This window comes from Nostoc sp. FACHB-133 (genome assembly GCF_014698055.1).
GTDB lineage: Bacteria > Cyanobacteriota > Cyanobacteriia > Cyanobacteriales > Nostocaceae > Nostoc.
The window spans coordinates 193,245-206,281 of record NZ_JACJSH010000003.1 but is presented as its reverse complement, the minus strand read 5'-3'; the positions used below and the strand labels follow the sequence as shown (position 1 = coordinate 206,281).

Below are 13,037 nucleotides of genomic sequence, written 5' to 3'. Positions count from 1 at the left end.
CCTGAATTCAGCAACGCCGATTTTGTCATTGGGTATTACTCATTACAAATATTAATATTGTAAAGTTATTTTTTTGTAACAAAAATCAGGCGTTTGGTATCCAAGATAACTTTTTACTAGTAAACTATCGCACTATCATCACACTTTAAAGTTTGATATTGTCAGCTTTCTATTAAGTTAGTTGATTCATCAAGAGGAAAATTCATAAAGATTATGAGAAGACAATTTAACAGACGCAAGTTTTTAATCTACGGTTCTCTAACTTTCGGAAGCAGCTTTTTTCTAAAAGCTTGTGCGAATAATTCCCCAAGCGCTACAGAGACAGTCGCACCTCCTACTGCTTCACCAGCTGCTGCTACTGCTGGTGACACCATCAAAGTAGGTATTTTGCATTCTCTCAGTGGTACGATGTCTATTAGTGAAAAAAGTGTTGTTGATGCTGAAAAATTAGCAATTAAAGAAATCAACGCTGCTGGTGGTGTCTTAGGTAAACAAATTGAAGCAATTACCGAAGATGGTGCTTCTAACTGGGATACTTTTAGAGAAAAGGCAACTAAGCTAATCGATCAAGATAAAGTTGCTGTAGTTTTTGGTTGTTGGACTTCTGCTAGCCGTAAAAATGTCAAGCCAGTATTCGAGAGCAAAAATCACATGCTCTGGTATCCTGTGCAGTATGAAGGACAAGAGTGTTCTAAAAATATTTTCTACACTGGTGCAGCACCAAATCAACAAATTGAACCATCTGTTGATTGGTTGTTAAAAAATAAGGGTAAAGAATTCTTTTTAGTTGGCTCTGACTATGTTTTTCCCCGCACTGCTAACACAATTATCAAAGCCCAATTAGAAGCTTTAGGCGGAAAAACAGTTGGTGAAGATTATTTACCTCTTGGCAATACAGAAGTTACGCCTATCATTACGAAAATAAAACAAAATTTGCCCAATGGTGGCGTGATTTATAACACCCTAAATGGTGATAGTAATGTAGCTTTCTTCAAACAATTGAAAGGGGCTGGATTGACACCAGATAAATATCCCTCTATGTCTGTAAGTATTGCTGAAGAAGAAGTCAAAGCAATTGGTGTAGAGTATCTCAAAGGTCATTACGCAGCTTGGAACTATTTTCAAACAGTAGACACACCTGCTAACAAAAAGTTTGTTGCCGCTTTCAAGAAAGAATATGGTGAAGATCGCGTGACAAATGATCCAATGGAAGCAGCATATATTGCAGTTTATTTGTGGAAGCAAGCAGTAGAAAAAGCTAAAACTACTGATTTAGAGAAAGTGCGGACTGCGGCTTATGGACAAACTCTAGATGCGCCTGAAGGTAAAGTGACAATGGATGCCAATCATCACATCTCCAAAATTGTGCGGATTGGTCAAGTTAGACAAGATGGTTTGTTTGATATTGTCTATGCTACTCCTGCACCAGTTGAGCCAGTTCCTTGGAATCAATTTGTAAAAGAGACTAAAGGATTTGCTTGTGATTGGACTGACCCAGCTAAGGGTGGTAAGTACAAGAAAGTTTAAATAACTAGTCATTTGTCATTAGTCATTTGTCATTAGTCATCGGTTATATAGTTACAAGCAACAAAGGATAAAGCCATAACCCACCATCTTAGAGTTTGTTTAAAAAGTCCTTGGCTGTGATTTTAGCACTTGTTGATCCCCCATAACCCCCCTTTTTAAGGGGGGTTATGGGGGATCAAAGTCCCCTTTCTTAAGGGGGATTTAGGGGGAGCTAAAATGTTTTATTACTGAGAAGAAAACTTTTCAAACATCCTCTAATAACAAGAAGTTAATATGTAGGAAATAAAAGTGTTAGCAGGATTTTTAGAAGCTGTATTCAATGGCATTAGTATTGGTGCTGTATTATTAATTGCTGCATTGGGATTAGCAATTATTTTTGGATTGATGGGTGTCATTAATATGGCACATGGGGAGTTGATGATGTTTGGGGCTTATACAACATTTGTTGTGCAAAATGTCTGCAAACAATTGGGTGGAGTATGGTTTGAAGTCTATATATTTTTAGCTTTGATTATCGCTTTTATTTTCACAGCTACTGTGGGATTAATTTTAGAAAAAGGCGTGATTCGTTATCTCTATGGACGACCTCTAGAAACTCTCTTGGCAACTTGGGGAGTAAGTTTGATTTTTCAACAGTTTGTTCGCAGCGTGAATTGGGTATTGATAATTGGCATTGCCATATTTTCTCTGTTATTTTTTGGAGGTTTATGGATTTTAAATTCTCGCACTGATTTGGGAAGAGTTCGTAACTGGATTGTGGCGGTAATATTTTTACTATCGCTGGGAGTGACAATCACAACAGGCAATTTATTGAGTCAAACTTATCAGCTAGCAGTAACTCAACCTTGGTTTGGCGCTCAAAATGTGGACGTAACAGCACCTACTTGGTTACAAGCAGGGATATCTTTGGGTGGTGTGCAATTTCCCTTTGCTAGGTTATTCATCATTGCTTTAACAATAATCTGTGTGTCAGGAATTTATTTATTTTTACAGCGTTCTAGCTGGGGTTTAAGAATTCGGGCGGTGACGCAAAACCGGAGTATGAGTGCTTGTTTGGGTATCCCAACTGAAAAGGTTGATGCAATTACTTTTGCACTGGGTTCTGGTTTGGCTGGTGTGGCTGGATGTGCGATTAGTTTACTTGGTTCTGTAGGGCCAAATACGGGACAAAACTATATTATTGATACTTTTATGGTTGTTGTGGTTGGGGGTGTGGGCAATTTAGCCGGGACGATTGTGGCTGCTTTGGGTATTGGGACGGCTAATTTTTTAATTGGTTCTGGGACTCTGGCTTTGTTGTTGAGTCCTGTAAAGCCTTTGGCTGATTTGTTTACTTTTTTTGCGACGACGAGTATGGCTAAAGTGATGGTGTTTGCGCTGATTATTGTGTTTTTACAGTGGAAGCCTGGGGGGATTTTTCCGCAGAAGGGACGTACTGTTGATGTTTAACGAACCGCAGAGACGCAGAGGACGCAGAGAATGAAGAAGAGGGGAGGAGGGTTATTAATTGAGGTGGGGGTGGTGGTTGCGATCGCACTCTTCCTTATAATTGTTATGCCAGTGTTGCTTTCGGAGTTTCGCCTGAATTTGTTGGGACGATTTTTGTCACTGGCGATTGTGGCTTTGGGTATCGATTTGATTTGGGGGTATACTGGTTTATTGAGTTTGGGACATGGTATCTTCTTTGGTTTGGGTGGATATGCGATCGCAATGTACCTGAAACTCCAAGTCCCGACTGGTGAATTGCCTGATTTTATGGGGCTTTATGGGGTTACGAAACTTCCCGCCTTTTGGCAACCTTTTTATTCTTTTCCTTTGACAATAGCTTTGGTGGTACTAATTCCAGGGTTATTGGCGGGATTATTGGGATATTTGGTTTTCCGTAATCGCCTCAAGGGTGTTTATTTTTCTATCTTGACTCAAGCGGGAACTATTGTATTTTTCAACTTCTTTAACGGTCAACAACAATTTTTCAACGGTACGAACGGACTGATAGATTTTACAACTTTGTTTGGGGCAACGGTCAGCGATGCTAAAACGCAGTTTGTTTTCTACACCCTAACGGTAGTGTTTCTTGCAGCCACCTACGGGATTTGTCGCTGGTTGACAACTGGACGCTTTGGTAGATTGTTGATAGCGATTCGTGATGATGAAAGTCGGGTAAGATTTTCTGGCTATGACCCTACAGATTTTAAGGTGCTGGTGTTTGCAGTTTCAGGTGCGATCGCAGGTATAGCAGGAGCATTTTACACTATTCAAAGTGGTTCAGTCTCACCTAGAGCAATGGATATTGCCTTTTCGATTGAAATGGTGATTTGGGTAGCGGTAGGCGGACGCGCTACTTTAATTGGCGCGATTGTCGGAACTTTATTAGTCAATTATGCCCGCACTTTTTTAAGCGAACAATTTGCTGAAATCTGGCTATTTTTCCAAGGCGCACTATTTTTGATAGTCGTCACAGTGCTTCCTGACGGTATCGTGGGATGGTTGCGTAGCCAGAATATTTCTATTTTCAACCGCCGTCAAGAAATTTCTACATATCCCACCTTGGAAGAAGACCCCGAAGTGCAACATGAACGCGAAAATATTGGAAACTGAAAACGTAACTGTTAGTTTTGATGGGTTTAAGGCTTTAAACCAGCTTAACTTTAGTATGGATGTGGGTGAATTACGAGTAGTAATTGGCCCCAATGGTGCGGGAAAGACAACGTTTCTGGATGTGATTACCGGGAAAGTTCAGCCAACCGTAGGGCGAGTTTTATTCAAAGGAAGAAACCTGCGTTCTTTACCTGAATATAAAATTGCGCGATTGGGAATTGGGCGCAAGTTTCAAACACCTCGAATTTACTTAAATTTAACGCCCCGTGAAAATTTAGAAATTACCATCAACAAGAAGAAAAATGTCTTTTCTACTTTGTTTGAACATTCTAATACTGTTGAAAAGAATAATATTAAAGGATTATTAGAAACCATCGGTTTAACTGCGAAAGCAGATATCAGAGCAGCTTTACTTTCTCACGGAGAAAAGCAACGTTTAGAAATTGGGATGTTAGTAGCACAGTCACCTGATTTATTACTCGTTGATGAACCAGTTGCTGGTTTAACAGATGAAGAAACCTATAACATTGGCGAATTACTTTTAGCATTAGCACAAAGTCATTCAATTTTAGTAATTGAACATGATATGGAATTTGTGCGTCAAATTGCTAAGAAAGTAACAGTGCTACATGAAGGTTCGGTGCTGTGCGAGGGAAATTTTGAGGAAGTGCAAAATGATTCTCGTGTAATTGAAGTATATCTGGGAAAACAGGAAGAATGAAAAACTCGATTGCCCTTTTTATTCGCCTGCTGATTCTGGTCGGTTTGCGCTGTTAAACACCTGCTCTACTGTTAGCGCCCAGTCAACAATTACCACTGATTCCATGCAAGTAGCACCTGTAAATACCTTATCCTCATACTGTCCCTCCACCCACTGGCAAATCGTAATTTGTTGCATCTGTGGGTCAACAATCCAATACTCTAATATTTCCCTAGCGGCATACTCCGTCCGCTTATAGCGATAATCACGAACACTGTTTGCTGTTCCTGGAGAAACAATTTCAATCACTAGCGCAGGTGGCGGCATATCGCGGGTGAGGGTAGCACGAGTAGCACCGATAAGGGCAGCATAAGATTCTTCTGTGTGAACCATTAAGTCAGGTAGACGACATCTCGCACGTCGCCCCGCCACCTCAATTTCTGTATCCTTGTAAGCAACTAAATAAAATGGGAAATATTTTAGTAGTTCAACGAATAAAAATCTTCCCAGATTGCTATTTTCCTGACTTTCTGGTGGCATCTCGACTAATTCTCCATCCACCAACTCATACCGCGTGTCTGTACCATCGTCATAGGTAAGATACTCCTCAAAGGTCAGCAGTTTTTGGGTTTTCGTCGTTTGGGTCATTTGCTTTGCCTTCTTACCCTACACAGACTACCACATACTATAATCAGCCGAATAAATAACACACTTCTGCACCTCTGCGTGAAATTTTAATATCTAGGTAATTTCTAATGCTAAAAATCTCTAACCTCAACGTTTACTACGGCGAAAGCCACATTCTCCGCAATGTAGATTTAAGCGTACCATCTGGACAAATGGTCTGCCTAATCGGACGCAATGGTGTAGGTAAAACCACCCTACTCAAAACCATCATGGGTTTACTCAAACCCCGTAGTGGCACAATTAACTTAGCTGGAGAATTAATCAACTCGAAATCTCCCGACCAAAGAGCAAAATTAGGAATCGGTTATGTCCCCCAAGGACGAGAAATTATCCCCCGGTTGACAGTCAAAGAAAATCTGCTGCTGGGGTTGGAAGCTAGAAAGAAACCAGTAAAAAAAGCAGAAATTCCAGAGGAAGTTTTTAGTTTATTCCCAGTGTTAAAAACCATGCTTTCGCGGATGGGTGGTGATTTGAGTGGGGGACAGCAGCAACAATTAGCGATCGCACGTGCTTTAATGGGAGAACCTCAATTACTCGTCTTGGATGAACCTACTGAAGGTATTCAACCCTCAATCATCCTCGAAATTGAAGCCGCAGTCCGTCGCATCGTCGAAACCACAGGCATTTCGGTTTTATTGGTAGAGCAACATTTACACTTTGTCCGTCAAGCTGATTATTATTACGCCATGCAAAAAGGTGGTATTGTCGCCTCCGGTTCCACAGCCGAACTTAGCCAAGATGTGATTCAACGCTTTTTAGCTGTTTAATTTGGGAGATGTCTATATCAATTGTGTCAGAAGCAATCAAGTCTGCTGCTTCTTGTAAAAGCTCATGCTGTTCCTTTTGAATTGCTTCTAAGCGATGAGAAATTTCTACTAATCGTTGTTTTTTATTTGGTTGAAAATTTTCAGGTAACAAAGCTGGCAGATTATCAGTTGTTTTAGTAGCTGTAAATTGTTGAACAGCAAAACTGCCAACTTTAGTTAAGGATAAAAAACTAACTTTAATCAAAGCCTGAAGCAATTTTAATGGAACTTGGAGTATTGACCAACTAGCTGTTTCAATCAAGCGGACAATTGCTTTGATAATGCTCCAGACGAGAGCAAGTGCAAACAAAAAAATAACTATACTAATAATTGGGTGATTAGTTGCCCAACCTAGTATTTGAACTAACCTAAAAAATATCGGGTGTTGTGTCAGCCAATCACTTACAGAAGATGCCATTACATCTTTAACTGCACCCGATGTTGTAGTTTTAAATTTATCAGCAGTTTGCCAAGTTTGTTCTAAGCTTGTCGTAACTGTATTAATTGCTTTATCAGTCGTTGTAGTTGCCGTTGCCTTCAAAGACTCCCCAACTTGTTGTGCTGAGTTACTTAGAGAGTTAACATTTTCACCGACAAAATCTTTCACATTTTGTAAGCGTTGCAAAACTCCGTTAGGAAAATGTATGTCTATTTGGGATGCCATAAAACATTTCACCGAGGTTGGAATCTAACCCGCAACCCATCTTTAGGGCGATTAGTGGGAACAGCAACTACTTCTAAACTTTGATTGGGTAATATCTCCCAATGATAACTACGTAGAAGATGAGCAGCAACAATCTTCATTTCCATTTTGGCAAAAGCTATGCCAATACAAATGCGTGGACCACCGCCAAAACCAACTAAACTAAAAGGATATTTTTTGTGTTCTTGCCGTTGAGGACTAAAACGGTCTGGGTCAAAGAGTTCTGGCTCAGAATATATTTCTTCAATTTGGTGAGTAACTCCAATTGAGTAGTATAACTGCCAACCAGTAGGTACGTGATAACCATTCAATTCAAAGTCTTTAATTACGCCACGAAACCCTCCTCCGACAGGTTGATGCAACCTTTCAACTTCCCACAAAACCTGCTCCAAATAGGGCATTTTCCCTAATTGTTCTAAATCCAAATCACCTTGACTTGCAAGTTGCAATTGTTCAACTCTTGCTTTTTCGAGTACTTCTGGATGACGGGCTAACTCTGTACAGAACCAAGTCAGCATCGAAGTAGTAGTTTCATGTCCAGCGAAGAGTAACAGCACCGCTTGGGCAATGATTTCTTTTTCACTTAGGCTGTTACCGTCTTCATCCTTAGCTTTGATTAACAGGCTGATGGTATCTTGAGTTGGGTTTTGCTGACGTTCTCTGACAACTTGAGTGAGATGCTCTAAAATCTGATTACGAGCAGCTATAGCTTTACCAAATGTAGTAAATGGTAATGGCAACGGATTAATAGCAAACAGCCCATTCGTCAAAGTTGTAAATAACTGGCTGAGGCGCACACATTCCGGCCCAGGACGCGTACCTAACAATAATTGACTAGCAATATCAAATGTCAGTTGTTTAAACTCTTGAAACCAAGTAAACTCCTGTTTTTTCTCCCACTTGTGGAGATAGCCGCGCGTAATATCTTCCATTGTGGAGAAATAATTCGCCAATGCTGGGCCATGTAATGCCGGCATCATCAAGCGGCGGTTTCTGCGGTGTTCCTCTCCATCTTGCAGAAAAAGTGATTCACCGAGTAATGTCTTGAAATTATCAGGCCATCCCTCACGCCAAGAAAAATTCTCGATATGGCTTGACAAAACGAACTCTAATGCCTCTGGCCCTGCCATTACTACAGTCGGTCTGCCAAGAAGATGGGTTTTGAAGATGGGCCCATACTGGCGATAGCGCTTTTTGGCAAAATCGCGGTCGAAAACAAAGGAGAGTGTTTCACCTAATACAGGTAAACCAAAGCTTCCAGGAGGAATTTGATTAGTTTTCATATCTCTCTAGCTCGAAGCACTAGTATAAAACCGCAACGCAAACCGCCAAAACCAAGTAGAAGCGAAAAACAAGGCTACTGCTAAGATTGCTGCACCTATCAACCAGCTAATTTCACTCCGACCCAACAGCGCTTGGGCTGGTACAGTAGTTAAAAAAGCTACTGGCATCACAAAAGTGAAGAAAAAACGGTAAGCAGTGGGATATGCTGCAATGGGATATCGTCCAGCTTCCAATAAACCACGCAACACTTCAGTAACGTTGTATATTTTGACAAACCAGATACTCATTGAACCTAGCATAAACCACAGGCTGTATAAAATCACAAAGCTGAATAATAACGGCAGCACACCAAGTAGATAGCCGTTTATCCCTACACCAAGGCGTTTACCTGCATAGCCAATGATAATACTACCAAAAATTAGATCCGGCAGTCCCCAAGGGGAAAGGGTATGAGTCGAAAGCCAAAACTGGCTGCGAATAGGTTTTAATAATATAAAGTCCAAAGTGCCTTCTTGAACATGACGGACAATGCGGTTCAAGTTAGACACTAGAAAAGTCGCAGAAAATCCTTGTAGTAAAGTAAAAATTCCTAAAACTACTAAAGCTGCTTCCCATGACCAGCCACTAAAAGTATAGCCAGTGCGGTAAAACAAGAATAATCCAAAGAGGCTACCCGCAAGATTTCCCAAGCTGGTGAGGGTAGCAACGAAAAAATTAACGCGATACTCTAACTCAGATGCGATCGCAGCACCCCAAAATAGTCTTAGTACTTTCAAATATCTTTGCATCTTGCACCTCTAACCCAAAATGTGCCATCTGTCACTAAAATTTCTAAGATTACACAAGAACTTTACGTAAATTTAATATTACTTTTTATTCAGCAAAATTGCTAAACGTTAAGATGTTGTGGATATATTGTTGAAAACTAAAAAATTCTAATGCATTTAGATTTACCAGACCTAATTACAAAAATTGGCTACTTTGGAGTATGGGCAATTATCTTTGCTGAATCTGGCTTGCTAATTGGTTTTTTTCTACCAGGAGATAGTTTGCTATTTACTGCTGGATTTCTCGCATCTCTTCCGAAATCAGGGTTTAACATTTGGGTTCTGATTTTTGGTGCTTTTGTTTGTGCAGTCCTTGGTGATAACGTTGGCTACGCTACAGGACATAAATTTGGCAGAAAATTATTTCAGAAAGAAGATTCATGGTTGTTTCATAAAAAACACTTGGTAAAAACCCAGGATTTTTATCATAAACATGGCAAAAAAACACTAGTTTTGGCCAGGTTTACACCGATTATTCGCACTTTTGCGCCGATTGTGGCTGGACTTGGTGCGATGCATTACCGAACATTTATGTCTTACAACTTAATTGGTGGCTTTCTTTGGACATTTGGCATTACCCTGTTAGGATTTTTCTTAGGAAAATCCCTGCCACCTGAACAGGTAGATAAGTATTTGTTACCAATTATTGGAGCAATTATAGTTATTTCTTTAATGCCATCAATGATTCATGTAATCCAAGAAAATCGCGCCAATAAAAGTTAAAATACTTTTCGTAATTTATGGAGATTGGAATGAGTTAATTTGGAATTTGGAAGCAAGCGACATGACTTACTTAAATATTAACCTCTATCTATTAATAGAAAATCTCCTCTTTTTTGTAATTGCCACACTTTTTATTGTGGTTGTGAACTGGGGGTGGAAACACACAAAGCCTTATACTCTACCTTTACCATTTCCCGGTTGGTATAAAATCTGGTTTGGCTCAGTGCAACTCCTAGGAGGATTGCTGCCCTTAGTAGTCATGCTATTGTGGGGTGTATGGTGGGGCGATCGCACTGTGTTGACTGTGCTTGGTTGGTATTTTATTATATTAGGGTTGCAAATTATCTCTGAGATAGTAACACTCAGGCAGTTGCAAAATGTAGTGTGGGTAATGGTTCCTTATATATACTTGCCTTACCGCTTCTGGCAGCTATATGAAGGTTTAACACTTTTGGATTCTAAAAGTGAGTTGGTATGGGTACGATATTTATTGATTTTTGAATTGGTGTTGTGGATTGTTAACTACGTTATAGATGTGTCTCAATTGCCACGGCTGTTTCGATGGGAAGTAGAATCAAACTCTGAATCTTAATTAGGGATTAATCGCAGAATTAGCCATTTTTATCAAAGAATTGCGATCGCCTGCTTTCAACCCAACAACATATTGCACACCCTGTTGTCTCCAAGTCAAGGTAGCATCTGAGCAATTAGCACCACAAGTAGAATCCACAAAATAGCCAGTAATACCCTTAGCTAAAGATACAGCTTTACCACTGAGACGGGGAGTTTTGCGGGTTACTGCTTCAGCCGAAATCACACCCAGACGACAAGCAGTTCCACCACTACAATCAGGACTGAAACCGAGTAAAATCTCGTAGTTTTTTTGTGTAGCAGCTTCTATAATTGCGTAAATTCGATTTTCCCCATCTGATTCAGGAATAAATTTCGGTAACAGAACCCGAATCTGAGTCTTTTGCTTTAATTTAGGCAAAATAGATTTAAAAACTGAGTGTACCGGGGTTTTACCCTGGCTTTGCGCTATTAGTTGGGACTGGTTATTTATAGTAGCTATAGCTGATTTGTGAAAGCTGCTAACGCTGACTAATACAAATACGCCACATACAACACTGATATAACTGATGCTTGAAATCATCTTTGAAAACCTATTTCGTCTAAAAAAGGAGTTAGGAATAATTGAAGAAGAATTCAGAATTCAGAATGGGCTAAACGCCCCGCTACCGCTAACAGGAATCAGAATCAAGACACTCTCTATGAGACGCTGCGCGAACGATGACGCGCTTGCGTTACGTAGTGAAGACCATCAAATTTTCAATTTAGTGGGCGTGCAAAAACGCTGATTATTCATCGCGCCAGTCATACAGAATTCATGCTGAACGCGAAGAGCGTGCCGGAGATATTATTCTGAATTCTGACTCCTGAATTCTGTTCGATAATTCCTAACTCCTCAGTTATAACTCTTAACTCCTAAGTCGTAACTTTTTACACCGCACAACTCAACTCGCCGGCTTTTTGGCTAAAGCGGTGATTCTCCCGATAATCTACGGGACAATCTATCACGGCGGGTACATCTTGAGCGAGGGCTTCTTTCAAAGTGGGAATCAAATCTAAAGCTGATTCAACTCGGTAGCCTTTTAAACCCATACTTTCAGCGTATTTCACAAAATCAGGATTGTTAAAATGCACAAAAGATGAGTTTCCTTTGCCAAATTGATTTTCTTGCTTCCACTCAATTAACCCATAGCCACCATCATTGAAAATTATGGTGACAAAAGGTGTACCTACGCGTAAGGCTGTTTCTAATTCTTGAGAATTCATCATAAAGCCGCCATCACCTGTTACAGCAACGACTTTGCGCTTAGGATGAACGAGTTTTGCTGCTAAAGCGCCAGGAATGGCAATACCCATAGCCGCGAAACCGTTGGAAATAATACAAGTATTGGGACTATGGCAATGATAATGACGGGCCATCCACATCTTATGTGCGCCAACATCAGAGATAACGATATCATCTGGGCCCATCACTTGCCGTAAATCATAAATTAACTTTTGCGGCTTAATGGGAAATCCGTCATCATGGGCATACTGTTCATAATCAGCCCGAATATCTGACCTTAAGCTGATAGCAAAAGGGTCGGGTTTACCTTGTCTGTCTGCTAATTTTAAAATTTCATAGAGGGAATCTGAAATATCTCCTACGACTTCGGCGTTAGGAATATAACTACTATCAATTTCCGCCGGACTTACCCCAATATGCACAATCGGAATTTCACCATTCCGATTCCATTTTTTCGGGGAAAACTCAATCAAATCATAGCCGATCGCAATTACTAAATCTGTGTTATCAAAACCACAGGTAATGAAGTCTCTTTGCTGTAATCCCACTGACCACAAAGCCAATTGATGTGTGTAGGGAATCACACCTTTACCCATAAAAGTATTGGCAACTGGTATATTTAGCAAGGTGGCAAATTGGGTGACAGCATCACTGGCTTGAGCGCGAATTGCCCCATTTCCGACTAAGATTAATGGGTTAACTGCTTGGCAAATTGCGGCTGCTGCTGCCCGAATGCTAGCAAAAGATGCATAAGTTTTTTCGCTATTATCCTTACGCAAAGGTTTGCCTTCGACAGGCATAGCAGCAATATTTTCTGGTAAATCGATGTGAACTGCACCGGGTTTTTCGGATTGCGATCGCTTAAATGCTTTCCGCACGACTTCTGGTGTAATACTCGGTCGCACAATCTGCTTATTCCACTTGGTAACAGGTGCAAACATTGCCACCAAATCTAAATATTGATGGGATTCAATGTGCATTCTATCTGTTCCCACTTGACCAGTAATTGCCACTAAGGGCGCACCATCAAGGTTAGCATCTGCTACCCCAGTCATCAAATTGGTTGCCCCAGGGCCAAGAGTAGAGAGACATACCCCAGCTTTTCCTGTTAAGCGTCCGTAGACATCGGCCATGAATGCTGCACCCTGTTCATGACGAGTCGTAATAAATTTGATGGAAGAATGTTTTAGCGCTTCCAAAACGTGCAGGTTTTCTTCACCAGGGAGTCCAAAAATATATTGCACTCCTTCATTTTCTAGGCACTGCACCAATAATTCTGCTGTATTCATTTTATTTCCCGACAACTCTATTAACGAATAAGACTTTT

13 protein-coding genes are annotated in these 13,037 nt (G+C 40.5%); 7 read left to right on the top strand and 6 right to left on the bottom strand.

What is annotated here, in order from left to right:
- Nucleotides 1-213: 213 nt before the first annotated feature.
- The 4 genes from urtA (at nt 214) to urtD (ending at nt 4,846) form a co-directional block, all read left to right on the top strand.
- Entirely contained in the window at nt 214-1,527 is a 1,314-nt protein-coding gene (gene urtA / locus H6G86_RS04235) for an urea ABC transporter substrate-binding protein (protein WP_190933261.1), read from the top strand.
- A 288-nt stretch (nt 1,528-1,815) separates the two neighbouring features.
- Complete coding sequence (gene urtB, locus H6G86_RS04230; RefSeq protein ID WP_190933260.1) at nt 1,816-2,976, top strand: urea ABC transporter permease subunit UrtB; 1,161 nt, start codon at nt 1,816-1,818, stop codon at nt 2,974-2,976.
- Between the two features lie 30 nt (nt 2,977-3,006).
- Entirely contained in the window at nt 3,007-4,125 is a 1,119-nt protein-coding gene (urtC, locus tag H6G86_RS04225; protein WP_190933259.1) for an urea ABC transporter permease subunit UrtC, read from the top strand.
- Nucleotides 4,100-4,846 (top strand): urea ABC transporter ATP-binding protein UrtD, encoded by a 747-nt coding sequence (urtD, locus tag H6G86_RS04220; protein ID WP_190933258.1) that lies wholly within the window; start codon nt 4,100-4,102, stop codon nt 4,844-4,846. Before urtC ends, urtD begins: the two co-directional genes overlap by 26 nt.
- An 18-nt stretch (nt 4,847-4,864) precedes the next feature.
- Here urtD and H6G86_RS04215 read toward each other — a convergent pair whose 3' ends face one another.
- Entirely contained in the window at nt 4,865-5,473 is a 609-nt protein-coding gene (locus tag H6G86_RS04215; protein ID WP_190933257.1) for a Uma2 family endonuclease, read from the bottom strand.
- Nucleotides 5,474-5,580: 107 nt separating this feature from the next.
- On the opposite strand from H6G86_RS04215, the gene urtE reads away from it, so the two are divergent.
- Nucleotides 5,581-6,279: an urea ABC transporter ATP-binding subunit UrtE gene (urtE, locus tag H6G86_RS04210; RefSeq protein ID WP_190933256.1), complete on the top strand. Its 699-nt coding sequence runs from the start codon at nt 5,581-5,583 to the stop codon at nt 6,277-6,279.
- Here urtE and H6G86_RS04205 read toward each other — a convergent pair.
- The 3 genes from H6G86_RS04205 to H6G86_RS04195 are packed head-to-tail and all read right to left on the bottom strand — an operon-like array spanning nt 6,242 to nt 9,093.
- A complete protein-coding gene (locus H6G86_RS04205) occupies nt 6,242-6,982 on the bottom strand; it encodes a hypothetical protein (protein ID WP_190933255.1) in 741 nt (246 codons plus the stop codon). The two genes, urtE and H6G86_RS04205, sit on opposite strands and share 38 nt — an antisense overlap.
- Before the next feature lie 8 nt (nt 6,983-6,990).
- Entirely contained in the window at nt 6,991-8,304 is a 1,314-nt protein-coding gene (locus H6G86_RS04200) for a cytochrome P450 (protein ID WP_190933254.1), read from the bottom strand.
- 6 nt (nt 8,305-8,310) lie between these two features.
- Nucleotides 8,311-9,093, bottom strand: a complete 783-nt coding sequence (locus tag H6G86_RS04195) for an ABC transporter permease (RefSeq protein ID WP_114083888.1) — start codon at nt 9,091-9,093, stop codon at nt 8,311-8,313.
- A 150-nt stretch (nt 9,094-9,243) separates the two neighbouring features.
- Between H6G86_RS04195 and H6G86_RS04190 the strand changes: the two genes are divergently transcribed.
- Both H6G86_RS04190 and H6G86_RS04185 read left to right on the top strand, forming a co-directional pair.
- Complete coding sequence (locus H6G86_RS04190; RefSeq protein WP_190933253.1) at nt 9,244-9,855, top strand: DedA family protein; 612 nt, start codon at nt 9,244-9,246, stop codon at nt 9,853-9,855.
- 61 nt (nt 9,856-9,916) lie between these two features.
- Complete coding sequence (locus H6G86_RS04185) at nt 9,917-10,447, top strand: hypothetical protein (protein ID WP_190933252.1); 531 nt, start codon at nt 9,917-9,919, stop codon at nt 10,445-10,447.
- Here the strand turns inward: H6G86_RS04185 and H6G86_RS04180 are convergent, their stop codons facing one another.
- Nucleotides 10,448-11,008: a hypothetical protein gene (locus tag H6G86_RS04180; RefSeq protein WP_190933251.1), complete on the bottom strand. Its 561-nt coding sequence runs from the start codon at nt 11,006-11,008 to the stop codon at nt 10,448-10,450.
- Between the two features lie 347 nt (nt 11,009-11,355).
- The gene (locus H6G86_RS04175; RefSeq protein WP_190933346.1) at nt 11,356-12,999 is read right to left on the bottom strand and encodes an acetolactate synthase large subunit; all 1,644 of its coding nucleotides are present in this window, start codon (nt 12,997-12,999) and stop codon (nt 11,356-11,358) included.
- Nucleotides 13,000-13,037: the final 38 nt, after the last annotated feature.